Below are 24,598 nucleotides of genomic sequence, written 5' to 3'. Positions count from 1 at the left end.
CGCACCACTGAGGGGCTGCCCCGGAATCGGCTTCACGGCCGGTCCGGGGCAGCCCCTTTTCCGTCGGCGGTCACGGTGACCTCAAGCTCCGGCCAGTTGCGGTGCAGCGCTTCGAGGCCGCCCGCCGGGCACCCGGCTCCGGATTTCAGCTCAAGCGTCCGGAGCGAAGGGAAAAGCCGCTGCAGGAGCAGCAGATCCTCCGTGTCCCCATGGGTGTCGAGCACGAGGCGTTCGACCGAGGGGAGCGGGGCCAGGGCCGCACAGTCGGCCGCCGACGGGGGGTCGGCGAGCCTGAGCACCAGGATGCCCCCGTGGTCCCGCAGCTCCGCGGCGGCATCGGCGAACGAGGCGAGCCGGGAGACGGCGAGCGAGGTGAGCTGCTTCCAGGACGCCAGCCCGCGCAGCGTCACCGGGCGGTCCTCTTCCAGACCCAGGAAGAGGACGCGGGGAAGGGCCGGCAGTTCGTCGAGCCGGGCCGTCCCGCAGAGGCGGAGGCTGAAGCTCTCCAGCCCGGGGAGGTCCGCGAGAGGCGCGAAGTCCTCGATGGCGGAGCATCTCGTGAAATGAAGGAAATCCAGGTCCGGCACGGCGGAAGCCAGCCTGCCGAGGCCGGTGAGCAGGTCGTTGTCGGCGAACGCGAGCCCGGTGAGCCGGTGTCCCGCCACGGCCGTCACCAATTCCGCCTCCGACAGGCTGTCCCGTAGCACGAGCTGGTCGATGTCCGTCAGGCGCGGCAGATACCTGATGTGCCTGCGGGAGACCGCCACGAAGCCCCCCGCGAGCGAACAGGACTCCAGCACCTCGGACACGTACGCCTCCAGCGGGAAGCTGTCCCAGTGGGCGGCGAACTCCAGGCCCAGTTCCGGATACTCCCGGGCCCACGCGCGGGCGTGCGGGACGGCGGCCCGGCCGCCGATCAGGCCCAGCAGCTTGACCGTGAAGCGCACCGACGGCGCGTCGCGGGGCAGGCTTCCGGCCTCCGGCAGGAACTCCAGCGCGGCTTCCCCCATCCAGGCCAGGAGGCCGGCCCGGATCTCGTCCGTCGGCGGGAACAGCGCGGCCACGGACTGCCGGACCCGGTCCTGTACGGTCCGCTCCAGCCACGCCGCGTGCTGCGCACACAGGGCAGCCATCAGGTGGACGCCCATGCGGTCGAGCGTGCCCTCCTCGTGCCGCAGCCCCACGTCCAGCAACCCGCCTACGAGCACGGCCAGTTCGCGTCGTCCGCAGTGACCGGCCGCCAGCAGGATCACGTCCTCCCAGGCCTCCTCGTCCACGTGCCGCAGCAGTTCGCCCAGGTGCTCGTCCTCGACGAACTCCTTCGCGGCCAGGTAGTCCTGGAAGGTCCGGTGGATGAACTGGTAGGTGTCGTCCCCGTGCTCCTGGAGCAGTCCGCTGCGGTTGAGGAGATGGGTGAGGATCTGCTCGGGCGGCCCCTGGGCCCTGACCCGTTCCATCCCCGCCAGGGCGCGGCCGATCTGGCGCAGTGCCTGGTCCCGGGTGAACTCCGACTGCCCCTCGCGGACCAGCCACACCGCGATGCGCTGGAGCAGCTGCGTGTGTTCCTCGACATCCAGCTCGACGCCCTCGGGGTCCCCGATCCGGCGGCGGTGGTCGCGGTGGCCCAGCAGCATCTCCAGAGCCGAGCGGTACAGCTTCCAGCGGGTCTCCGGGAGGAAGCCGTCACGGCGGCGGTGCAGGGCGCAGATCACCGCGCAGAGCAGCGGCGTACGGGCCAGGTCACGGAGCGTGTCGTTCTGGTCGAACTGGCGGGACAGATCGCGTGCCAGCTCGTCCAGCCGCTCGGCGTCGTCCTCCTCCGACAGCCGGGCCGCCCGGTGCCAGGAGGCCACGAACGCCTGGATGTCCTCGTTCCGCATCGGCAGGAGGCGTAACTCCGCGAAGTCCTCGGAGCGCAGCCAGTCCGTCTCGACGGCGAGCGGCCGTACGGTCACGACGCACCGGGTCTCCGGATAGCGGGCCAGCAGCTGCGAGAGCCAGGTGTGCGCCTGCTCGCGTTCCTCCGGCGGCACCTCGTCCAGGCCGTCCACCAGCAGCAACGCCCGGCCCGACTCCAGGACCCGGCCCGCCCAGCCCTCCGGGGCCGTGTCGACCACCAGTCCCGCCGCACCCGACAGTTCGGCCGGGCCCGGGAACGTACCCCCACGAGCCCTCAGGGTGCGCAGCGGCACCATGAAGGGGATCAGGCCGTTCAGCGGGGCCAGCGCGTCGCTCAGGGTGCGGGCCGAGGCATGGGCGGCCAGCCACCACAGCAGCGTCGTCTTGCCCGCGCCTGCGTCGCCCCGGAGCAGCACCCGGGGGCGGTCGGCGAGGAGGTCGTCGATGCGCCGGGGGAGGGGCGGGCCCGGGGCGGCCCGGTCCTGGGCCTGGGCCTCCAGGCTGAGGTAGGCGGTGTCCAGGTCCCATTCCCGGTCGTGGCGGCTCAGCTCGTCCAGGCCGAAGATCTTGGTTCGGCGGTAGGCGACGCCGAGCGCCTGCGCGTACTCCGCCTCGTACCGCAGGTCGCGCGGGAAGCTGCCGTGGACGCGTTCCTCGCGCAGGTCGACCCCGGCCCGCCGGCAGACGAGGCGGAAGGGGTTCGCCGCCAGGACCGGGGCGAGCGGGACGCACTCGACCCGGCGGCCGTCGCGCTGCTGCGGCACCTGCCGGGCGACGCCCAGCAGCACGTCCCCCATGAAGACCGGGCCGCCGGAGAGCCCGGACAGGGCGGCCGGCTCGTCGTCCGGGCGGGCCGCGGGCGGGCCGTCGAGATCGCAGACCAGCAGGTCGCGGACCCGGCCCGCCAGGGGCAGGACCGTCGCCGTGTACTGGTCGGCCTCCAGGCGCTGGTCGCGGCCGTAGCGCTGGACGCGCGGGAAGCCGGTGATCTCGCAGTCGGGTATGGCCTGGCGGGTGTCGACCACGCCGAGCCGTACGGGCGGGACCGGCCGCACCGGCTCGACGGCCTCCAGCAGGGCCACGTCCAGGCGGTAGTCGATCCAGGCGACGGTCGCCCGTACACGGTCGGAGACGCCCGGGTGGGCGATCAGGACGGATCCGGACTTGACCACATGGGCGCAGGTCAGGACCAGCCGGTCGGTGAGCAGGACGCCACTGCCCTGCTGGATCGCGGAGACGACCACCGTACGGTCGGCGGGGTGGACGACGGGCAGGCTCATGTACGGGAGGCCCCGTCACCGAACCCCGCCGTCGACCCGTCGTCCTCCGTCCCGATCTCCCACGCCTCGCCCGTCGCCGCGTTGCGCGGGGTCAGGGTGAAGGCCACCTTGTGCGTGCGGCCCGTGGTGCGGGCGGCGTCCGCGCCCGCCTCGACCACCCAGGCCTTCACCTTGCCGCCCGCCCTGGCCTCCCGGCGCAGTTCGAGGGTGAACTCCATCTGGATGTCGCCGACCGCGAAGGAGACGGGGTGGTCCGTGGCCCGGGTCGCCGCGTCGATGAGCTGGTTGCGGATGGACGCGACGGCATCGGCGAGCTCGATGCCGTCCAGCGCGTGGGTGTTCTCGGCCGTCATGGGGTCCCCCGGGGTGCGGTGCCGCTTTCCCGTCAGCGTAGTGAAGTAGCGGGCCGAAGGTCCCGAATCGGAAGGACTTAGGTCCCACCGGCGGTGACAAGGCGCACAGCCCGAAACAGGCCTACTACCCGGGGCCGTAGAAGGCGCCATGATCCGCCGCGGGACCTTCGGCCCGGCGTCGGCAGGCCCTTTCGAGGTTTTGGGCGATACGACCGTTTCGCGGTGCCATGTCCGGAAAAGAGCCCACGGAACAGGCGTTAAACGTCTTTCGCGCGAAGGATTTCGTGGCCCGCGCCGCCTCCCCGTAAGGGGACAACCGCGGCGAATTCCCCCGGCCCCCTCTACGGCTTTTCTTCGTAGATGGGGGGTTTGAGCCCCGGCGGGGGTGCGGGTTACCAAGGTGGAGCAAGCCCGGACAGCACGCCGGGTCCACTCACCTTCGGAGGACTTCCTCGTATGAAGCGCGCAACGAACCAGCACACCATCCGCCCGTCCGCCTTCCGCGTCCGTGGCGCCGTCCTGGCCGCCGGCCTGGGGGCGTCCGTGGTGCTGGGTGCCGGAACGGCGTTCGCCTCCAGCGGCACCGAGGCCGCTGCGGCTCCCCTTGCCGCGAACACCACCGCCAACTCCGTCGCCGCCCAGGCGACCGCGCAGGGCAAGGCCGCCGACGCGGCCAAGAAGGCGGCCGCGAAGAAGGCCTCCGACGCGAAGAAGAAGGCCGAGGACAAGAAGAAGGCCGCGAAGAAGAACGCCGCCTCCTGGAAGACCCCGGTCAAGAAGTACACGCTGACCGCCAGCTACGGCACCGGTGGCGCCCGCTGGGCCGCCAAGCACTCCGGCCAGGACTTCGCCGTGCCGATCGGCACCACGGTCACGGCCGCCCACACCGGCACCGTCGTGAAGGCCGGCCCGAACGGCGCCGGCGACGGCCCCGCGTACGGCAACGCCGTCGTGATCAAGCACTCCAACGGCAAGTACTCGCAGTACGCGCACCTGTCGAAGGTCAACGTGAAGATCGGCCAGCACGTGAAGACGGGCCAGAAGATCGCCCTGTCCGGCAACACCGGAAACTCCAGCGGCCCGCACCTGCACTTCGAGATCCGCACCACCCCGAACTACGGCTCGGCGCTGAACCCGGCCGCGTTCCTCCGCTCGGTGCACGTCTCCATCTGATCCGGCCGGCGTAACCGCGCGGCCCCGCCCGGCGTCAGCCGGCGACCGGCCGGCCGCGCAGCACAACCGAAAAGTGTCAGTGGACCCGTTACACCCCGGTACCCGGGGCGTGCGCCCGGGTCACCCGTCCGACGGCGACGTCGAGGACAGCCTCACGGCTCACTCCTCGGGGTCGCCGTCGGCGTTCCGCCGCGGGGGCACGGCGCCGCTCAGTCCGACGGCTGCCGCTGGTCCGCCATCCGCAGCACCGGGAAGCTCCCCGTCACCGTCGGCGCGTGCTCCGGCAGCCACAGCACCGCGATCGCCCCGCCCGTGCCCTCCGCCGCACCCGAGGGAGCCGCGTTGCGGAAGGTCAGCCGGGCCCCCAGCACCCGCGCCTGGCCCGCCGCGATCGTCAGCCCGAGCCCGTGCCCGTGCCCGGCCCGGTCCATGGAGCCCGTACGGAACCGGCTCGGCCCGTCCCGCAGCAGCTCCTCAGGGAACCCCGGACCGTGATCGCGGACCCGTACCACCCGGCCCTCGACCGTGACCTCCACCGGGGTGGAGCCGTGCTTGGCGGCGTTCCCGAGCAGATTGCCGAGGATGCGCTCCAGCCGGCGCGGATCGGTGGAGACCCACGACTCATGGATCACCCGTACGGTCACATCGGGGTTCAGCAGCCCGATCCGGCGGCTGACGAACTCGCCGAGCGGCAGCTCCTGGAGCTCCGCCCGCTCCGACGCACTGTCCAGGCGGGCCACCTCCAGTACGTCCTCGACCAGCGTGCGCATCGCCTGGGCCCGGTCCCGTACCAGCTCGGTGGGGCGGCCCGGCGGCAGCAGCTCGGCCGCCGTGAGCAGCCCGGTCACCGGGGTACGCAGCTCATGGGCGATGTCCGCGGTGACCCGGCGCTCCGCCTCGATCCGCTCGTTCAGCGCGTCGGTCAGCGCGTCGACCGCCCGCGCCAGCTCGTCGGTCTCGTCGCGCACGACGCCGCCGACCGCCTCCCTGACCCGTACGTCCGTCTGCCCCTGGGCGACCCGGCCCGCCGCGGCCGCCGCCTTGCGCAGCCGCCGGGAGAGCTGGCCGCCGATGAGCACCCCGAGCGCGCAGCCGCCGAAGACCACCGAGACCGAGCCGATGATCAGGGCCCGGTCCAGGTCGTCCATGATCGTGGCGGAGCGGTCCGCGAACCGGGTGTGCAGCGAAAGCACGTCGCCGTTGGCCAGCGGCACCGCCGCCCAGACCTCGGGAACCCCGTCGGAACCCTGCGTCACATGGGTGGCCCGGCGGTTCTTGCGGACCTCGTCGCGCAGGCTCCGCGGGATCGACGGGTCGTTCAGCTTCGCCCCGAACTTCGGCCCGCCCCGCTGCATGCTCGTCGCCTCGTAGAAGCGCTGGGCGCCCAGCAGCCGCTCCAGCTGCACCTCGCGGGCGTTCTCGATCATCGAGACGCGGGCCGCGTTGTGCACCACGAGGCTCAGCGCCACCGCGATGAGCGCGCCGACCGCCGCGATGGCGATGCTGATCTTCCAGCGGACACCGGTCCGCAGGGCCAGTCGCTTCATCTGCGCCTCAGCCGCGCAGCTTGTAGCCGAAGCCGCGGACCGTGTCGATCCGGTCCTGGCCGATCTTGGTGCGCAGCCGCTGGACGTGGACGTCCACGACCCGGGTGTCACCGCCCCAGCCGTAGTCCCAGACCCGCTCCAGGAGCTTGTCGCGGGACAGCACGGTGCCCGGCGCCGACGAGAACTCCAGCAGCAGCCGCATCTCGGTGGGCGTCAGCGCCACCTGCTCACCGGCGCGCCGCACCTCCATACCGTCGGTGTCGACCTCCAGATCGCCGAAGACCAGCACCCCGCCGAGCGCCTCGGCGCCCTCCTCCGTACCGCCCTGGCCCGGGCCGTCCGGTCCGGCCGCGTGGCCGAAGCGGCGCAGCACCGCCCGGATGCGGGCGACCAGGACCGCGCCGTCGAAGGGCTTGGTGACGTAGTCGTCGGCCCCGGCCTCCAGGCCGAGCACCACGTCGATCGAGTCGGCCCGGGCGGAGAGCATGATCACCGGTACGGTCGACTCGTCCCGGATGCGGCGGCACAGGCTCACCCCGTCCAGTCCCGGCACCATGACGTCGAGCAGGGCGATGTCCGGCCGGTCGGCGCGGAACGCCTCCAGACCGGAGAGCCCGTCGGGCATCGCGGTGACCGTGAAGCCGACCCGCTCCAGGGCGAGCTGGGTGGCCTCGCGGATGACGTCGTCGTCCTCGACGAAGAGGACGTGGGTCTCGGCCATGGGGCTGCTTCTCGCTTTCCGTTCCTGCCCGGTTCCCCCGGCGCGGCTTCGTTCCTGCCCGGGGTCGGTGCCGCCGTGTGTCAGTTCCTGTCCGGCTTCACCGGTCCGTCCGAGGGAACCGGTTCCGGTTCCACCGGATCCACCGGCTCCGACTGCACGGGCAGATCACCGTCCGCGCCCTCGACGGCACGGCTGAAGTCGTTGTGGACCCGGTCGTGCTCGGTGAAGCGGTCGCTCGCCCAACGGTAGGTGACCACCTCCGAGCCGGAGGGGGACGACAGCGGATCCTTCGACCCGTAGACCTGGGTCGTCACCACCAGGTCGCCCCGGTCGATCGTGCCGTAGACGGCGGGGACCTCGGCCGAGAAGACGTTCTTGTACGAGCCCTCGTCGTCCGCCCGGTAGACGTACGTCCCGACGCTCACCGAGTCGGCGCAGCTCATCACGTTGACGACCACGTCGGCGGACGGGCCGCCGGTCAGCGACCCGTAGGAGGTGTCGACCGGATAGGCCTTGCCCGCGCAGGGCCTGAGCCCCTCCCGGACCTGCTCGCCCACCTTGGGGTCGCCCTGGAGGAGCCGTACGGCGTCGACCCGCCGGACGGGTGGGGTCGTGCCGGAAGGGCTGGCCTGCGGAGTGATCTGGGCGACCGGCTGACTGCCGGCGGGGCCCTCGTCCCGGGTGCCGGTGCCGCCCGTGGAGCAGCCGACGCAGAACAGCCCGAAGGCGGCGAGTCCGGCCAAGGCCGTGCCACTCGCCGCCATACCGGCCCGGAAGCCCCGGCTCCGGCCCGGTCTGCCCGGGTTGTCGCCGTCGTCCGGGCCGCCGGGGCCTGCCGGGGAACCGCCCCCGAAGCCGTGCCCGAATCCGTCCCCGCCGCTGCTGCTGCCGCTCAGGCCGCGCACCGCTCCATCCCCCGCTCGTCGTGACGCCCGTTCCGCTGCGCCGATGTGTGTGCCCTCGCCCCCCGCACCGACGTGACCGGCGACCGCTGGGCGGGGACACGGGCGGAGGCGACCGGCGCCGCGCTCCGGTGGCTCCCGGTCTCCCGGGCGACCGCCTCGCGGCTGTCCAGCTCGCGGCTCTCCAGCTCCTGGCGCAGTCGCGCCAGCGCCCGGTGCAGCGTGCTCTTGACCGTACCGGCCGACATGCCGAGCGCCGCGGCCGTCTCCTCCGTGCTCATCTGCTCCCAGTGTCGCAGCACGACGACGCTGCGCTGCTTGGGAGCCAGAATGCCCAGAATGTCCATCAGGAGGGCGCGGTCGGCGCGCTGCTCGCTGCCGTCCTCGACGCTCGCGTCGGGCAGCTGCTCGGTCGGCACCTCTTCGAGTTTGCGCGCCCGCCACCACTCCGTACGGGTGTTGATCATGACGCGGCGCAGATAGGCGTCGGCCAGCGACTTGTCGGCGATGCCGTCCCAGCGGCCGTAGGTGCGGACCAGGGCGGTCTGCAGCAGGTCCTGGGCGTCCACGGGGTCGGGAACCAGACGGCGCGCGCTGCGCAGCAGCGCCTCCTGCCGTGTGCGTACGTAGTCCTCGAACGCGAGCACCTCGCCCTGCGCCATGACAACCGCCTCCGTCCCCGATGTTTCCCCGTGGTCACTGCTGTCGGAGACGCTACGGAGGCGTTGTCACGGCGATGTGCGGAGCAGCCGTAGGCCGGTGCACGGCTGCCCATCGGTTGTGTAACAGCGGGGTGGGGCGGGCCCCGGGAACGTCGGTCAGGTCAGGTCGGGTCAGGTCAGCGGCAGCCGGTACCGGCCGTCGGCCAGCGGCTCGACGAGCCCGTCCGCCACCAGCCCGTCCAGCGCCCGGGCGCGCTGCACCGGCTCCTGCCACACCGCGTCCAGCGCGGCCTGCGGCACCGGGTTCAGCGCGTCCCGCAACACCGCCAGCAGCCGCCCGCGCACCTGGCGGTCGGTACCGGCGTACGTCTGGCCCTTGCGCGGCGGCCCCTGGTGCGCGGGCTTCCCGGCCAGCCGCCAGGCACACCGCGAGGCGATCGGGCAGCGGTCGCAGTCCTCGTTGCGCGCGGTGCACACGAGCGCGCCCAGCTCCATCGTGGCCGCCGCCCAGCGCGCCGCCCGCTCGTCCTCCTCGGGCAGCAGCGCCCGCGCGAGCTTGCGCTCGGCGGCCGTGGTCGCGTTCGGCGGGTACTGGACGCCGGACGCGGCGCGGGCGAACACCCGGCGGACGTTCGTGTCGAGCACCGCGTGCCGTTGCCCGTACGCGAACGAGGCCACGGCCGCCGCCGTGTACTCGCCGATCCCGGGCAGCGCCAGCAGCTGGGCGTGCTCGCTCGGCACATCGCCGCCGTGCCGTTCCGTTATCGCCTGCGCGGCCCCGTGCAGGCGCAGCGCACGGCGCGGGTAGCCGAGCCGGCCCCAGGCGCGGACCGCCTCCCCGGGCGCCTCGGCGGCCAGGTCGGCGGGGCGGGGCCAGCGGGCGAGCCACTGTTCGTACACCGGGAGGACCCGGCTCACCGGGGTCTGCTGCAGCATGAACTCGCTGACCATCACGCCCCAGGCGCCCGCTTCGGGGCGGCGCCAGGGCAGATCGCGGGCATGCTGCTCGAACCACCCGATGACGGGGGTGTGGAGGGAGGCGGCGGCGGGGGGCGTCTGGGGTGAAGTGGAAGTCATGGCAGTCATGGCACTGACGATCCTGGCACGGAAGACGGGGTGGGCGTCACGGGCGCGGGGGTGTCGCCCTGTGCGGCGGTCCAGGAGGTGGCAACGCCACCCGTTCTGTCCCCTGTGACCGTCTCGTGGGCCGGTTCCCGTGATGATGATCGGCAAAACTTGTGACCGGAGCGGCGGGTGGGGCCGGAGACGGCCCAGAACTCTCGTAGAGTTCGGACCGTGGGATCTATGCGCAATCCGGTCGGTCCGCTTCCCTCCAGCATCTACTGGCGACGAAGGGCGGTAGCGGGACTTCTGGTTGCGCTGCTCGCCGTGCTGATCGCCTGGGCGGTGACGTCCGGAGGCGGCGGCGGGGGCAGCCGGGACGACGGCAAGTCCGGCGGCTCCGGCCCGGCCAAGTCGATCGACCCCGGTCCTTCGAGCTCCGGCCCCGCGATCAGCCAACAGCCGGGCGGGCGCGACGAGTCGGGCGATGAGGACGGCTCCGGCGGTCCGGGTGAGTCCTCGGGCGGTTCGGGCGGCTCGGGCGACGGCGGTTCGTCCGACGGCTCGTCAACCGGCGGTACGGATACGGGTGCAGGCGGCTCGTCGGGTACGGGTACGGCCGGTTCGGGCGGCGGCGGCACGGCGGGCCAGCAGGTTCCGGCCGGCTCCTCGCTCCCCGACTGCAAGCCGGCCGCGGTGCAGTTGAGCCTGCGGACGAAGGTCAGTTACGGGCCCGACGACCGGCCGAAGTTCGAACTGATCGCGAAGAACACCTCGTCGACCACGTGCAAGGCCGACTTCGGGCCGAAGAACGCGGTGCTCACGGTCACCGAGGCGGGGGGCGAGGACGACGACCCGATCTGGTCCTCGAAGGACTGTCCCGCCGCGGCCGGTCCGCTGTTCCTGAAGGTGCCGGCGGGGGCGACGGTGATCCACACGGTGGACTGGAACCGTACGTTGTCGGCGCCCGGGTGTGCGACGCCGCCGGCGGGGAAGGCGGGGCCGGGAACGTACCTCCTGGAGGCGAAGGCCCCCGGCGAGCCGGTCCAACGAGCCTCCTTCGTCCTCGCCAAGGACTGACCCGCTACCCAGCCCGCCCGCCGCCCACCCCAGCCCGTCCGGCGTTTGAGGACGGAACCGTCGACGTGGACGAGCGAAGCGCCTACGGGTTCGGGCCAGCCCGTATGGGCAAGCTCTGCCGTGGCCCGGGGTTCCGTCCTCAAACGCCGGACGGGCTTGAAGGGTCAGACGTAGCGTTCCAGGATCGACGACTCCGCCAGCCGCGACAGCCCCTCGCGGACACTCCGGGCCCGGGCCTCGCCCACCCCGTCCACCGTCTGGAGATCGTCCACGCTGGCCGCCAGCAGCTTCTGGAGGCCACCGAAATGCTCCACCAGCCGCTCGATGATCGCCCCCGGCAGCCGCGGCACCTTCGCCAGCAGCCGGAATCCCCGCGGCGACACCGCGGAGTCCAGCGTCTCCGGCGAGCCGCTGTAGCCCAGTGCCCGCGCCACCACCGGCAGCTCCAGCAGCTCCGTGTGGCTCAGGGAGTCCAGCTCGGTCAGCGCCTCGGCCACCGTGCGCGACCGTTTCGCCGTCGGCTCGGGGACGTAATCCCGGACCACCAGCTCCCGCTCCGGCTCCACCCCCGCGATCAGCTCGTCCAGCTGGAGCGAGAGGAGCCGCCCGTCGGTGCCGAGCTCGACCACGTACTCCGCGATCTCCGTCGCGATCCGCCGCACCATCTCAAGCCGCTGCGCCACCGCCGTCACGTCCCGGACGGTGACCAGGTCCTCGATCTCCAGCGCGGACAGCGTGCCCGCCACCTCGTCGAGGCGGAGCTTGTACCGCTCCAGCGTGGCGAGCGCCTGGTTGGCCCGGGACAGGATCGCGGAGGACTCCTCCAGGACCCGCCGTTCCCCGTCCACGTACAGCGCGATCAGCCGCATCGACTGGGAGACCGAGACGACGGGGAAGCCGCACGCCTTGGAGACCCGGTCCGCCGTACGGTGACGGGTGCCCGTCTCCTCCGTGTGGATCGAGGCGTCCGGGACCAGCTGCACCCCGGCCCGCAGGATCTTGGTCATGTCCTTGTCCAGGATCAGCGCCCCGTCGAGCTTGCACAGCTCGCGCAGGCGCGTCGCCGTGAACTCCACGTCCAGCACGAATCCGCCGGTACACATCGACTCGACGGTCTTGTCCATGCCCAGCACGATCAGGCCACCGGTATTGCCGCGGAGAATGCGCTCCAGGCCGTCCCGCAGGGCCATTCCGGGCGCGACCGCGCTCAACGAGGCGCGCATCAGCGCCTCGTTACCGGTGCCTTGGCCGGACTTTCCGGGCGTCGTCGCCCGGTCGTTGGCTGCCACTGCACTCCTCCGGTCACAGGTTTGCGGTGCCCTTGCGTCCCCCATGCCGTGTCCACGGGCGGGCGAGACCAGGGCAAAGTCTACCGGCGCGCGTTGTCTTCCTGACGAGGCTGCGGCGCCTCTTGACGAGACCGGCGCGGGAGGACCCGCAGAGCATCGCCCATGTCGGCGACTTCCGTGACCTTCATACCGGCCGGGACCTTCCCCGGATCGGTCGGAACGAGCGCGTGGGTGAAGCCCAGACGGTGGGCCTCGGCCAGTCTCCGCTGGACCCCGGTGACCCTCCTGACCTCGCCCGCGAGCCCCACCTCACCGATCGCGACCAGGTTCTTCGGGAGCGGGGTGTCGCTGGCGGCACTGGCCAGCGCGAGCGCGATCGCCAGGTCGGCGGCGGGCTCGGTGAGCTTCACACCGCCCACCGTCGCGCTGTAGATGTCCCGCTTGCCGAGCGCGCTGATCCGGCCGCGCTGCTCCAGCACGGCGAGCATCATCGACACCCGGGAGGTCTCCAGACCGGAGGTGGTGCGCCGGGGCGAGGGGATCTGCGAGTCGACGGTGAGCGCCTGCACCTCGGCTACCAGCGGCCGCTTGCCCTCCAGGGTCACGGTGAGGCAGGTGCCCGGCACCGCCACGTCGCGGCGGGTCAGGAAGAGGCCCGAGGGGTCGGCGAGACCGGTGATGCCCTCGTCGTGCAGCTCGAAGCAGCCGACCTCGTCGGTCGCCCCGTAACGATTCTTGACGCCGCGCACCAGCCGCAGCCGGGCGTGCCGGTCGCCCTCGAAGGAGAGCACCACGTCGACCAGGTGCTCCAGCAGCCGGGGCCCGGCGATCGCGCCGTCCTTCGTGACGTGGCCGACCAGCAGCGTGGCCATCCCGCGCTCCTTGGACGCCCGGATCAGCGCCCCGGCGACCTCCCGGACCTGGGCCATCCCGCCGGGCGCGCCGTCGATCTCGGGCGAGGCGACCGTCTGCACCGAGTCCAGGACGAGCAGCGAGGGCTTCACCGCGTCCAGATGGCCGAGCACCGCGGAGAGATCGGTCTCCGCCGCGAGGTAGAGGTGGTCGTTGATCGCCTTGATCCGGTCGGCCCGCATCCGGACCTGGCTCGCGGACTCCTCGGCGGTCACATAGAGCGTGCGGTGGTCCTCGCTCGCCGCCTTGGCCGCCACGTCCAGCAGCAGCGTCGACTTGCCGACGCCCGGCTCGCCCGCCAGCAGCACGACCGCGCCCGGCACGAGCCCGCCGCCGAGCACCCGGTCCAGCTCACCGACGCCGGTCGAGCGGGCGGTGGCCTGCCGGCTGTCGACCTGGCCGATCGGCAGGGCCGCCGTGGAGACCCGGCCCGCCGCGGTGGTGCGCACGGCGGGCGCGCCGCCGAACTCCTCGACCGTCCCCCACGCCTGGCACTCCGGGCAACGGCCGAGCCATTTGGCGGTGGTCCAGCCGCATTCCGTGCAGCGGTAGGACGGCCGGTCCTTCGCGGATTTCGTACGGGCAGCCATGGCGTCACCGTATAGGTGGGGTACGACAACGCCGCCCGCACGGTCGGAGCCACGGTCGTCGGTGCGCGCTGTCCGTCCGCACGCAGGGCGCACGGAAGCACTCCCGAGTGCTCCTGGGCGCTCCCTCCCGAATCCATGATCTCTGTCCTCTTTCACGACTCTTTCGAGGGATACATTCACCCGTAAGGATTAAATGTGCTCAAGGGGCACTTGAGGCATGCGCTCCTTTGCCTACGGTCGCCGGGTGACGAGCAGCAGGCTGGAGACCCCCACGCACACCACCGGCGCACACCGGGCGCACCGCCGAGCCCCCCACGCTCCGGCACAGCGACCGCCCGCACGTTACGAGCCGTATCTCGACGGACTGTTCACCTACTGCCTCTCCGTGCTCTGCGACCACGACGCGGCCACCGAGGCGCTCGGCGCCGTCCTGTCGATCGCGGACCGGCAGGACGCCCGGGGCCCCACGGCCGAGGAGGAACGTAAATCCTGGCTGTACGCGCTGGCCCGGTGGACCTGTCTGCGCACCCTCACCGAGCGCAAGCGCGGCCGCCAGGCCCACCGCCAGCCCTCCGGAACGGTCAAGCCGCCCCGTACGGCCAAGGCCTCCGAGACCGGTACGCCCACGGCACCCGGGACCGGGAAGGGGGCGCGTTCCGCCCGGCGCACGCCGGAGCACGCCCCGCCCGCCACCTCCGCGCGGACCCCCGCCACCCCCGAGGACGCCGCCACCCCCGCCCCCGCCGAGTCACCGGCCGCCGAAGCCCGCCGCCGGGAGCTCGCCACGCTCGCCTGGCCCGAGGCCGCGGGCACCACCCCGGAGCAGCGCGAAGCGCTCGAACTGGCTGTACGCCACCGGCTCACCCCGCGCGCCGTCGCCGCCGTCCTCGGTCTTGAGCCCGCCACCGCCCGAGAGCTGCTGGCCGCCGCGGCCTGCGAGGTGGAACGCACCCGCGCCGCCCTCGCCGTCGTCGAGGCGGGCAACTGCCCCACCGTCGCCCGGCTCACCGGCGACCACCAGGTGCTGCTCTCCGCCGCCCTGCGCCGCGAGCTCGTCCGGCACGTCGACGACTGCCCCCGCTGCCGCCGCGCCGCCGAGCGGGCCGACGCCGCGGGCCCCTGGCCCGGCGCGGCCCTGGCCCCGGTCGCCGCCCTGCCCCTCGTGGAGGCCCCCCGCCCCTCCGTGTACGTCGCGATGGCCCAGGCCCAGCGCTCCCGCGCCGCGGGCCCGCGCTTCGACCGGACCGGATTCCCGCTCGACCCCAAGGACCAGGCCGCCCGCCGCGACCGGCTGCGCGCCCGGGTCGTGACCACCACGGTCGTCGCGACGGTGGTCGCCGCCCCCGTCATCGCCCTGTGGGCCGCGTACCGGGGCGCGCCGCAGACCGGCGAGGGCCACGACGGCACCTCGGTCACCGCCACGGAGGTGGACGGCGCCGGCGGGATGAGCGGCGACCCGTACGAGAACACCGGCCACGGCAGCCCCGGCGACCGCTTCGGCGCCCGCGTCCCGGACGTCACCGCCGAGGTCGTCAGCACCGGCGGCGCACAGCAGGGCGACGCCCGGCTGGCGGTGACGGCCCGGACCTCCGGGGCCGTCACCACGATCACGCTGACCAACCCCGGCCGGGAACCGGTCAGCTGGTCGGCGGCGACCGACGCCCCGTGGCTGCGGCTCAGCCGTACGTCCGGCACGCTCGCGCCCGGGCAGTCCACCACGATCGCGGTCTCGGTGATCCGGGACGCGCAGCCGGGCGGGCCGTGGCGGGCCCGGATCGCGCTGACCCCCTCGGGCTCCGCCGTGCTCATCGAGGGCAAGGGCGTCACCTCCCCGACGACGGGCGGCCCGCGCCCCACGCGCCCCGGCACGGACTCGCCCCGCCCGACGGACCCGGGCACCACGGACCCCGGTCCCACCGACCCGGGCCCGACCGATCCGGGCCCCGACCCCACCGATCCCGGGCCCACCGACCCCGGCCCGACCGACCCCACGGACCCGCCGGACCCGACCGACCCGCCGGACCCCACGGACCCGCCCGAACCGACCCCGGACCCCACCGACCCGACGGACCCGGGCCCCACGGACCCGGCCCCGACCGACCCCGGCCCGTCGGACCCGGGCCCCACGGGCTGACGGAGCGCGGCGGGGCCCTCACGCCCCGCCGCCGGACGTACGCCTCAGCGCTTCTTCTTCGGCGCCGGAAGCGGGTCCGCCGGGTGCGGGGCCATCGGCAGCAGCGAGGACAGCCGCTCCTCGCACAGCTCGACCAGCCGGTCGTACCCCTCCTTGCCCATCAGCTCGATCAACTCCGGGCGGTAGGACACGTACACCGGTTCACCGGCCCCGTGCGCCGAGGTGGCCGAGGTGCACCACCAGTGCAGATCGTGGCCGCCCGGACCCCAGCCCCGGCGGTCGTACTCCCCGATCGTCACCTGGAGCACCCGGGTGTCGTCGGGCCGGTCGATCCAGTCGTACGTCCTGCGCACCGGCAGTTGCCAGCACACGTCCGGCTTGGTCTCCAGGGGCTCCTTGCCCTCCCGCAGCGCCAAGATGTGCAGCGAGCAGCCCGCCCCGGCGGCGAACCCCGGCCGGTTCTGGAAGATGCAGGAGCCCTCCCAGCGGCGCGTCTGGCGTTCGCCGTCCTCGTCGACGCCGACCCAGCCCGTCTCCGTACCGACGTCGTGGAACTGCCACAGCTCGGGCGTGAGCCGCGCCACGTTCTCGGCGACGCGTTTCTCGTCGTCCTCGTCGGAGAAGTGCGCGCCCAGCGTGCAGCAGCCGTCGTCCGCGCGGCCCGCCTGGATGCCCTGGCAGCCGCTGCCGAAGATGCAGGTCCACCGGGAGGTCAGCCAGGTCAGATCGCAGCGGAAGATCTGCTCGTCGTCCGCCGGGTCGGGAAACTCCACCCAGGCCCGCGCGAAGTCGAGGCCCTTCTCGTCGGACGGGTCCGGTCCGCTCGCCTCCGGCTGTGACGCCTGCTTGTTCGACTTCGGCTTCTTCGTGGCTTTGTCCTGCTTAGCCTTTTTCGTCTTTGGCACGCGGACAGCGTAAGTCCCATGGCGCAGTAGCGTTCCCGTATGAGACTCGGAGTCCTCGACGTGGGATCGAACACGGTTCATCTGCTGGTGGTCGACGCCCACCCCGGCGCCCGCCCGCTGCCCGCGCACTCGCACAAGGCCGAGCTCCGGCTCGCCGAACTCCTCGACGAGACCGGCGCGATCGGCCCGCTCGGCGTGGACCGGCTCGTGGCGACGATCGCCGACGCGGTCCAGGCGGCCGAGGACAAGGGGTGCGAGGACGTCCTCGCCTTCGCCACCTCCGCGGTGCGCGAGGCGACCAACGCGGACGTGGTGCTGGAGCGCGTACGGCTGGAGACCGGCGTCGACCTCGCCGTACTCAGCGGTGAGGAGGAGGCCCGGCTGACCTTCCTGGCCGCCCGCCGCTGGTTCGGCTGGTCGGCGGGCAAGCTGCTGGTCCTGGACATCGGCGGCGGCTCCCTGGAGATCGCCTTCGGCATCGACGAGGAGCCCGACACCGCCGTCTCCCTCCCGCTCGGCGCGGGCCGCCTCACCGGCGCCTGGCTGCCGGACGACCCGGCTGGCCCCGAGCAGGTCAGGGCGTTGCGCCGGCATGTACGGGCCAGCATCGCGCGGACGGTCGGCGAGTTCGCCCGGGCCGGCCGGCCCGACCACGTCGTCGCCACCTCCAAGACCTTCAAGCAGCTCGCCAGGATCGCCGGGGCCGCCCGTTCCACCGAGGGCCTGTACGTCCAGCGCTCGCTGAGCCGCAAGGCGCTGGAGGACTGGGTGCCCAAACTGGCGGCGATGACCGTCGAGGAGCGCGGCCGGCTCCCCGGAGTCTCCGAGGGCCGGGCGGCCCAGCTGCTCGCCGGGGCGCTGGTGGCCGAGGGTGCGATGGACCTGTTCGGCGTCGAGGAGCTGGAGATCTGTCCGTGGGCGCTGCGCGAGGGCGTCATCCTGCGCCGCCTGGACCACCTCCCGGCGGAACGGGCCGCGCTGCCCGGGTGACACACCTCCGGATCCCATGGCCCTGATCACTTTCCGCCAGGAGCCCTCGGCGCGGCGCACCGGTGCCCGTACGCTGTCCAGGTGGCAGAACCAGTGGTGCGCATCCCCGATGCGAAGGTCGCCCTGTCAACGGCCTCGGTCTACCCCGAGTCCACCGCGACGGCCTTCGAGATCGCCGCGCGCCTGGGGTACGACGGCGTCGAGGTCATGGTCTGGACCGACCCCGTCAGCCAGGACATCGAGGCCCTGCGCCGGCTCTCCGACTACCACCAGGTGCCGATACTCGCGGTGCACGCCCCCTGCCTCCTGATCACCCAGCGGGTCTGGTCCACCGACCCGTGGGTCAAGCTCCAGCGGGCGAAGGCCGCCGCCGAGAAGCTCGGGGCGTCCACCGTCGTGGTGCATCCGCCGTTCCGGTGGCAGCGCAACTACGCCCGTGACTTCGTGACCGGGATCTGGCGGATGGCCGGCGAGACGGACGTCCGGTTCGCCGTCGAGAACATGTACCCCTGGCGCTACCGGGACCGCGAGATGCTCGCGTACGCCCCCGACTGGGACGTCACCAACGACGACTACCGGCACTTCACGGTCGACCTCTCGCACACCGCGACCGCCCGCACCGAGGCGCTCGCCATGGTGGACCGGATGGGCGACCGGCTGGCCCACGTCCACCTCGCCGACGGCAAGGGCTCGGCCAAGGACGAGCACCTGGTGCCCGGCCGGGGCGACCAGCCGTGCGCGGAACTGCTGGAGCGCCTCGCCCGTACGGGCTTCGACGGCCATGTCGTCATCGAGGTCAACACCCGTCGCGCGATGTCCTCCGCCGAACGCGAGGCCGATCTCGCGGAGGCGCTGGCCTTCACCCGCCTCCACCTGGCCTCCGCGACCGCCGGCGCCGACGACCCGGCCGCCACGACCGCCGCGGCCGACCCGACCTCCGGGATCCGCCGCCCGTGACCGAGGACGCACCCGCCCCGCGCCGCCGGGGCCGCCCCTCCCGCCGGGCCGCGTCCGAAGGCCCCGACGCCCGTACGCGCATCCTGGAGGCGGCCCGTACGGAGTTCGCCGAGCGCGGCTACGACAAGACGTCGATCCGGGGCATCGCCAAGGCCGCCGGGGTCGACGCGGCCCTCGTCCACCACTACTTCGGTACGAAGGACGAGGTCTTCGCCGCCGCCATCGAGGTCACCTTCGAACCCGCCCTGGTCATCCCCACCGTGCTCGGCGGCCCGCCGGAGCACCTGGGGGAGCGGCTGGCGCGCTTCTTCCTCTCCGTGTGGGAGGACCCCGGCACCCGTACGCCCCTCCTGGCGATCCTGCGTTCCGCGGTCACCCACGAGGCGGCGGCGAACGTCCTGCGCGACTTCGTGCTGCGGCGGCTGCTGGAGCGGATCGCGGCCGAGCTGGACGTACCGGACCCGACCTTCCGCGCCGAGCTGGCCGCCTCGCACATGCTCGGCATCGCGATGCTGCGGTACGTGGTCCGCGCCGAGCCGCTCGCCTCCGCCGACCCGGAGAACATCGTCGCGATGGTCGCCCCCACGCTCCAGCGATACTTGGGCGAGGGCTGAAGCCGGGCGGAGGGCTGACCACCCACCGACCACCACGTCCCGTATTCCGGACAGCCTGTCCAGATCTTGGATCCGGGGCGTACGCTCGAAGGCAGTCTTTTCTTTCACTGTCGGAGGCAGTCCCCCTGCCGAAGGAGCGAGCGACGATGCCCCAGCTGAGGTCCCGCACGGTCACCCACGGACGCAACATGGCGGGCGCGCGCGCCCTTATGCGCGCGTCGGGCGTAGCGAGCGCGGACATCGGCAAGCCGATCATCGCCGTCGCCAACTCGTTCACCGAGTTCGTCCCCGGCCACACCCACCTCGCCCCGGTCGGCCGGATCGTCTCCGATGCGATCCTGGCGGCGGGCGCGGTCCCGCGCGAGTTCAACACGATCGCCGTGGACGACGGCATCGCGATGGGCCACGGCGGCATGCTCTACAGCCTGCCCTCCCGCGACCTGATCGCCGACTCCGTGGAGTACATGGTCGAGGCGCACTGCGCGGACGCGCTGATCTGCATCTCCAACTGCGACAAGATCACCCCGGGCATGCTGATGGCCGCCATGCGCCTCAACATCCCGACCGTCTTCGTCTCCGGCGGCCCGATGGAGGCCGGCAAAGCCACCCTCGTCGACGGCACGGTCCGCAAACTCGACCTGGTCAACGCGATCAGCGACGCGGTCGACGAGTCCGTCTCCGACGAGGACATCCTCCGTATCGAGGAGAACGCCTGCCCCACCTGCGGCAGCTGTTCCGGCATGTTCACCGCCAACTCGATGAACTGCCTGACCGAGGTCCTCGGCCTCTCCCTCCCCGGCAACGGCTCCGTCCTCGCCACCCACACCGCCCGCAAGGCGCTGTACGAGGACGCCGGCCGCACGATCGTCGACATCACCAGGCGCTACTACGAGCAGGACGACGAGACGGTCCTGCCGCGCTCCATCGGCACCCGCGCCGCGTTCGACAACGCGATGGCGCTGGACATCGCCATGGGCGGCTCGACCAACACGATCCTGCACCTGCTGGCCGCCGCCGAGGAGGCGCAGCTGGCGTACAACCTCGACGACATCAACGAGGTCTCGCGCCGGGTCCCGTGCCTCTCCAAGGTCGCCCCCAACGTCGCCCCCGGCGGTACGTACTACATGGAGGACGTCCACCGCGCCGGCGGCATCCCCGCCCTCCTCGGCGAACTCCACCGCGGCGGCCTGCTCAACGAGGACGTGCACTCGGTGCACTCCGACACCCTCGCCGAGTGGCTGAAGAACTGGGACGTGCGCGGCGGCTCCCCGTCCCCCGAGGCCGTCGAGCTGTGGCACGCCGCCCCCGGCTGCGTCCGCTCCGCGACCGCCTTCTCGCAGTCCGAGCGGTGGGACACCCTCGACCTGGACGCGGCGGGCGGCTGCATCCGCGACGTCGAGCACGCGTACTCCAAGGACGGCGGCCTCGCCGTCCTCAAGGGCAACCTCGCCGTGGACGGCTGCGTCGTGAAGACGGCCGGCGTCGACGAGTCGATCTGGACCTTCGAGGGCCCGGCCGTCGTCTGCGAGTCGCAGGACGAGGCCGTCGACAAGATCCTCCGCAAGGAGATCGAGCCGGGCGACGTCGTCGTCATCCGTTACGAGGGCCCGCGCGGCGGCCCCGGCATGCAGGAGATGCTCTACCCCACCTCGTTCCTCAAGGGCCGGGGCCTGGGCAAGGTCTGCGCGCTGGTCACCGACGGCCGCTTCTCCGGCGGTACGTCGGGCCTCTCCATCGGCCACGCCTCGCCCGAGGCGGCCTCCGGCGGCACCATCGCGCTCGTCGAGGACGGCGACCGGATCCGGATCGACATCCCGAACCGCTCCATCGAACTGCTCGTCGACGACGCCGAACTGGCCACCCGCCGGGCGGCGCTGAACGGCGTGTACGCGCCGAAGAACCGCGACCGCAAGGTGTCGGCGGCGCTGCGCGCCTACGCGGCGATGGCGACGAGCGCGGACCGCGGCGCGGTCAGGGACGTCTCGAAGCTCGGCTGACGCCGACTCACCCAGCGAGCGGCTCCGGGCGACCTATTTTCAGCCCCTCCGCCGACTCACCCAGCGGCTCCGGGCGACCCTTTTTCAGCCCCTCCGGCGATTGAGGAGCGGGGTCCGGGGCGGAGCCCCGGGGGTGGACCGGTCCTCACCAACCCCCCGGATCCGCCCCGTCCACCGCGAACACCGACCCGTCCGGCGCCGACCCCACGACCGTCCGCCCCGCCGCCACCGGGGCGGGCAGGTCGGACGCGTACGCCAGCTTCCCGCCGCTCAGCCGCGCCCGGGTCTGCCCCACCAACGCACCCCGCCCCGTGTCGACGGCCAGCAGCCGCCCGTCCGCGGCCGAGAAGTACAGGTGCCCGCCTTCCCCGAGCACCGGCGCGGAAGCCCGCCCGACCCCCGTCTCCAGCCGCCACAGCTCCGCCTCCGCCCCGCCGCCCGCCCCCGTGTCGACGGCCAGCAGCGACCCGCCCCGCGCCAGCAGATACGCGACGTCCCCGGCCATCACCACCTGCGGTCCGTCCAGCGTGAACGGCAGCGTGACCCGGGCGGACGCACCGCTCCCGGGGGCGTACCGCACCAGCTCGGCGGTGTCCGAGTTCTCGTCCATCGCCGTCAGCACCAGCTCCCCGGCGCCGGCCGTGCCGACCGGCGTCAGCACCCCGTCCAGCCGCCGCTGCCAGGACACCCGGCCGCTCACCACGTCCACCGCGGTGACCAGGGTCGACGTGCCGGAGGGCGCGTTCTCGAAGGCGTAGGCGAGCCCGGACGCAGCGTCGTACAGGGCGAAGTCGGGCCGCGTGTGCCGCGCCAGCGGCCCCTTCCAGCGAACCGCCCCGCTCGCACCGTCCAGCGCCGTCACCGTGCCGTCGTCCGCCACGGCCAGCAGCGTGTCGCCCGCCGGGAACGTGCCACCGGGGCTCGCGGACAGCGCGGTGTCCCGGACGGCGGTGCCCTTCACCGGGTCGTACGCGCGCAGCTTCCCGTCCGGCCCGGTGGCCAGCACGACCCCGCCCGAGACGATCGGAGCGTGGGCGGACCCGGACGAGGACGAGCGGGCCGACCACACCACGCGCCCGTCCGCCGGATCGATCCTGGCCGTGCCGGTCCCGGCCACCGAGCAGTACAGCGCGCCACCCGGCCCGGCGGTGGAGCAGACGGGCGTGGCGCTCCCGGCCGTCCGCAACTCCGTACGCCAAGGAGCGAAGACCCCGGCATCCCCGGCGCCCTCGCCGCCCTCGGCACCGACGCGCCCCGGCGCAGCGCGCCCCGCGCCCGCCTCGCCCCCGCCCCACACGGCGTACGCCCCCGCGCCCGCCCCCGCCACCAGCAGAAGCAGCGCCGCCGCCACGACCAGCCGGGAGCGCGGCAGCCACCGGCGCCGGACCGCGGGCGCGGCGCGCACATGCGTGTCCTCCTCCGAACCGTCCCGCTCCGCCGCCGGCACCGCCGCCGCGACCACCGCCCGCCGCCGCTGCGCCGGTACGAACGCGGCCGCCTCGTACGACGGGGGCAGCAGCGCCTCCATCACCTCGCCCGGCGTCGGCCGGTCGGCCGGGTCCTTCGCCAGGCACCGGGCGACCAGCGGCGCGAGATCCTCCGGCACCCCGCCGAGGTCCGGCTGGTCGTGCACCACCTGGTACGCCACGATGTACGGGCTGTCCGAGTCGAACGGCCCCCGGCCCGTCGCCGCGTGGACGATCACGGCGCCCAGCGCGAACACGTCGACCGGCGGCCCGACCTCGCGCGGCCGCTGGAACTGCTCGGGAGCCATGTAGGGCGGCGAGCCGATCAGCTTGCCCGTCTCGGTGCGCAGATCGCTGTCGTACGGCCGGGAGATCCCGAAGTCGATGACCTTGGGGCCGCCGTCGGTCAGCAGGACGTTGCTCGGCTTCAGATCGCGGTGGATCACGCCCGCCCGATGGATGTCCCGCAGCGCCTCGGCCAGACCGGCGGTCAGCCTGCGCAGCTCGGCGGGGGCCATCGGGCCGTTCCGCTTCACCTGCTCGGCGAGCGTGGGCCCGGGGATGTAGAGGGTGGCCATCCAGGGCCGCCCGGCCTCCGGATCGGCGTCGACGACCGGCGCGGTGAACGCCCCGCTGACCCGCCGCGCGGCCGCCACCTCCTGCCGGAACCGCGCCCTGAACTCGGGATCCGCCGCGTACGGCGCATGCACCACCTTCACCGCGAGCTGCATCCCCGAGGCCGAGCGCGCCAGATGCACGACCCCCATGCCGCCCGAGCCGAGACAGGCCTCAAGACGGTAGGTGCCGGCGTACTGCGGAAACTCCGCTTCCGGATGCGCTCCGGGCTCTCGCAGCGGCGGCATCGCCCACCCCCGTGTGTTCGTGCGCATGCGACGCACGGAGCCTAGTCGATGGTGCGTGCGAGAGGCACGGGGCTTGCTAGCCTGCGCGTCGTACGCGCACGGCGTACGCGTTTCTCAACGGGGGAGGCCCACATGGGCGTTGAAGAGCACACCGCGGAGCACACCGCAGAACCCACCGCGGTGCCCATCCAGGACACGGCGGAGGGGGCGGCGGCCGCGCCGGAGGTGGAGACCACCGCGAGCGGCACCCGCTACCCGATCGCCCCGGGCTACCGGGTCAACGTCCGCACCGGACCGGGCACCAGCTACCGCATCGTCCGGACCCTGCCGTACGGACAGAAGATCCCGATCTACTGCCAGAAGCCGGGGGAGCGGGTCACCGGCCCGTACGGCACGTCGAACCTCTGGGACAACATCGCCAACGGCCAGTTCGTCTCGGACGCGTACGTCTACACCGGCCGCGACGGCTACATCGCACCGCGCTGCGACTGACCGGTCCCGGCGCAGCGGGGCCGGGGGCGACGGGGCATGGCGGATAATCGACCCCGTGAGCGAGAACAGCGCAGCCCCCGGCACCCCGCCCGCCGGAGGAACCCCCTCCGGCGGCGCCCCCACGGCTCCGGGCCCGCAGCCCGAGCCGATCCGTTTCTTCGGCACGACGTGGGTCGACCACGACGGCGGTTACGGGCTCCGCCGCGCCGGCGTCGCCGTCGGCTCGCTGGCCGCCGCCGTGGCCGCCTGCTTCATCCTGCGCTTCGCCTACCAGGGGCTGGAGATCGCGGAGGTCGGGAGCCTCGTTGGGATACTGGTGATCGCGATGTTCTCCATCTGCAGTGCCATCGCGTTCCGCAAGACCTGGGAGGGCTTCGGCGCCCGCCCGAAGGACCCGGCCCGTGAGGACGCCCTGCGCGGCCTGAAGTCGATCGGGTTCATCGGCTCGCTGCTCGCCTACTTCGTCCGCTCGCTCACCGAGGCCCCGGGCGAGAAGCTGCGCCGTACCGAGTACGAGAAGGCCCGCACCCAGTTCGAGAAGCGGCGCTCGACCCGTACCGGCAACCCGGCGGCCCGCAAGACATCCGGCCGCAAGCGCTCCAAGCGCACCTGAGCACCCGCCCGCCCCACGGACACCTCGCTCCACACAGCACTCCGAGCCCGCCGACACCGTCGGCGGGCTCAGTCGTGTGCCCGCCCTCTTCGCCTCT

The 24,598-nt window shown here is 73.1% G+C and carries 20 protein-coding genes; 9 read left to right on the top strand and 11 right to left on the bottom strand.

The annotated features are described in order from the left end of the window. Positions 1-32: 32 nt before the first annotated feature. Together ACSMXR_RS15750 and ACSMXR_RS15745 are read right to left on the bottom strand one after the other, a co-directional pair. Positions 33-3,179: an NACHT domain-containing protein gene (locus ACSMXR_RS15750; RefSeq protein ID WP_473172150.1), complete on the bottom strand. Its 3,147-nt coding sequence runs from the start codon at positions 3,177-3,179 to the stop codon at positions 33-35. Continuing rightward, positions 3,176-3,532, bottom strand: a complete 357-nt coding sequence (locus ACSMXR_RS15745) for a trypco2 family protein (RefSeq protein ID WP_218525935.1) — start codon at positions 3,530-3,532, stop codon at positions 3,176-3,178. Before ACSMXR_RS15745 ends, ACSMXR_RS15750 begins: the two co-directional genes overlap by 4 nt. Before the next feature lie 456 nt (positions 3,533-3,988). Between ACSMXR_RS15745 and ACSMXR_RS15740 the strand changes: the two genes are divergently transcribed. Further along, positions 3,989-4,705 (top strand): M23 family metallopeptidase, encoded by a 717-nt coding sequence (locus tag ACSMXR_RS15740; RefSeq protein WP_030087870.1) that lies wholly within the window; start codon positions 3,989-3,991, stop codon positions 4,703-4,705. A 209-nt stretch (positions 4,706-4,914) separates the two neighbouring features. Here ACSMXR_RS15740 and cseC read toward each other — a convergent pair whose 3' ends face one another. From cseC to ACSMXR_RS15715, 5 genes are all read right to left on the bottom strand, one after another. Beyond that, entirely contained in the window at positions 4,915-6,252 is a 1,338-nt protein-coding gene (gene cseC / locus ACSMXR_RS15735; protein ID WP_137234956.1) for a two-component system sensor histidine kinase CseC, read from the bottom strand. Positions 6,253-6,259: 7 nt separating this feature from the next. Further along, on the bottom strand, positions 6,260-6,973 hold the full coding sequence (cseB, locus tag ACSMXR_RS15730) for a two-component system response regulator CseB (RefSeq protein ID WP_137234955.1): 714 nt from the start codon (positions 6,971-6,973) through the stop codon (positions 6,260-6,262). Between the two features lie 80 nt (positions 6,974-7,053). Further along, a complete protein-coding gene (locus tag ACSMXR_RS15725) occupies positions 7,054-7,737 on the bottom strand; it encodes a hypothetical protein (RefSeq protein ID WP_218526569.1) in 684 nt (227 codons plus the stop codon). A gap of 128 nt (positions 7,738-7,865) precedes the next feature. Then, entirely contained in the window at positions 7,866-8,537 is a 672-nt protein-coding gene (locus ACSMXR_RS15720; protein WP_137234954.1) for a SigE family RNA polymerase sigma factor, read from the bottom strand. 171 nt (positions 8,538-8,708) lie between these two features. Further along, the gene (locus ACSMXR_RS15715; protein ID WP_137234953.1) at positions 8,709-9,623 is read right to left on the bottom strand and encodes an HhH-GPD family protein; all 915 of its coding nucleotides are present in this window, start codon (positions 9,621-9,623) and stop codon (positions 8,709-8,711) included. A gap of 303 nt (positions 9,624-9,926) precedes the next feature. Here ACSMXR_RS15715 and ACSMXR_RS15710 point away from each other — a divergent pair, with 303 nt between their 5' ends. Next, complete coding sequence (locus tag ACSMXR_RS15710) at positions 9,927-10,679, top strand: hypothetical protein (RefSeq protein WP_364887499.1); 753 nt, start codon at positions 9,927-9,929, stop codon at positions 10,677-10,679. A gap of 164 nt (positions 10,680-10,843) precedes the next feature. On the opposite strand, the gene disA is transcribed toward ACSMXR_RS15710, so the two are convergent. Both disA and radA read right to left on the bottom strand, forming a co-directional pair. Continuing rightward, the gene (gene disA / locus ACSMXR_RS15705) at positions 10,844-11,968 is read right to left on the bottom strand and encodes a DNA integrity scanning diadenylate cyclase DisA (protein WP_103508127.1); all 1,125 of its coding nucleotides are present in this window, start codon (positions 11,966-11,968) and stop codon (positions 10,844-10,846) included. Between the two features lie 80 nt (positions 11,969-12,048). Further along, a complete protein-coding gene (radA, locus tag ACSMXR_RS15700) occupies positions 12,049-13,470 on the bottom strand; it encodes a DNA repair protein RadA (RefSeq protein WP_381911301.1) in 1,422 nt (473 codons plus the stop codon). A 244-nt stretch (positions 13,471-13,714) separates the two neighbouring features. Between radA and ACSMXR_RS15695 the strand changes: the two genes are divergently transcribed. Then, entirely contained in the window at positions 13,715-15,604 is a 1,890-nt protein-coding gene (locus tag ACSMXR_RS15695; RefSeq protein ID WP_473172149.1) for a BACON domain-containing protein, read from the top strand. Positions 15,605-15,648: 44 nt separating this feature from the next. Here ACSMXR_RS15695 and ACSMXR_RS15690 read toward each other — a convergent pair whose 3' ends face one another. After that, complete coding sequence (locus tag ACSMXR_RS15690; protein ID WP_137234950.1) at positions 15,649-16,509, bottom strand: DUF3109 family protein; 861 nt, start codon at positions 16,507-16,509, stop codon at positions 15,649-15,651. 39 nt (positions 16,510-16,548) lie between these two features. Between ACSMXR_RS15690 and ACSMXR_RS15685 the strand changes: the two genes are divergently transcribed. The 4 genes from ACSMXR_RS15685 (at position 16,549) to ilvD (ending at position 21,067) form a co-directional block, all read left to right on the top strand. Continuing rightward, a complete protein-coding gene (locus ACSMXR_RS15685; protein WP_137234949.1) occupies positions 16,549-17,499 on the top strand; it encodes a Ppx/GppA family phosphatase in 951 nt (316 codons plus the stop codon). Positions 17,500-17,592: 93 nt separating this feature from the next. Then, entirely contained in the window at positions 17,593-18,456 is an 864-nt protein-coding gene (locus tag ACSMXR_RS15680; RefSeq protein WP_103511589.1) for a sugar phosphate isomerase/epimerase family protein, read from the top strand. Beyond that, the gene (locus ACSMXR_RS15675; RefSeq protein ID WP_473172148.1) at positions 18,453-19,070 is read left to right on the top strand and encodes a TetR/AcrR family transcriptional regulator; all 618 of its coding nucleotides are present in this window, start codon (positions 18,453-18,455) and stop codon (positions 19,068-19,070) included. The genes ACSMXR_RS15680 and ACSMXR_RS15675 overlap by 4 nt, the downstream gene beginning before the upstream one ends. Before the next feature lie 146 nt (positions 19,071-19,216). Further along, positions 19,217-21,067: a dihydroxy-acid dehydratase gene (gene ilvD, locus ACSMXR_RS15670; protein WP_473172147.1), complete on the top strand. Its 1,851-nt coding sequence runs from the start codon at positions 19,217-19,219 to the stop codon at positions 21,065-21,067. A gap of 145 nt (positions 21,068-21,212) precedes the next feature. Here the strand turns inward: ilvD and ACSMXR_RS15665 are convergent, their stop codons facing one another. Beyond that, complete coding sequence (locus ACSMXR_RS15665) at positions 21,213-23,396, bottom strand: protein kinase domain-containing protein (RefSeq protein ID WP_473172388.1); 2,184 nt, start codon at positions 23,394-23,396, stop codon at positions 21,213-21,215. A gap of 132 nt (positions 23,397-23,528) precedes the next feature. On the opposite strand from ACSMXR_RS15665, the gene ACSMXR_RS15660 reads away from it, so the two are divergent. Then, entirely contained in the window at positions 23,529-23,888 is a 360-nt protein-coding gene (locus ACSMXR_RS15660; protein WP_473172146.1) for an SH3 domain-containing protein, read from the top strand. Between the two features lie 55 nt (positions 23,889-23,943). Further along, on the top strand, positions 23,944-24,501 hold the full coding sequence (locus tag ACSMXR_RS15655) for a hypothetical protein (RefSeq protein ID WP_473172145.1): 558 nt from the start codon (positions 23,944-23,946) through the stop codon (positions 24,499-24,501). Positions 24,502-24,598: the final 97 nt, after the last annotated feature.

It is taken from the genome of Streptomyces sp. DSM 106670, assembly GCF_055792845.1.
Note: the sequence above shows the minus strand (reverse complement) of the source record. Positions and strands in the feature narration are given on the sequence as shown.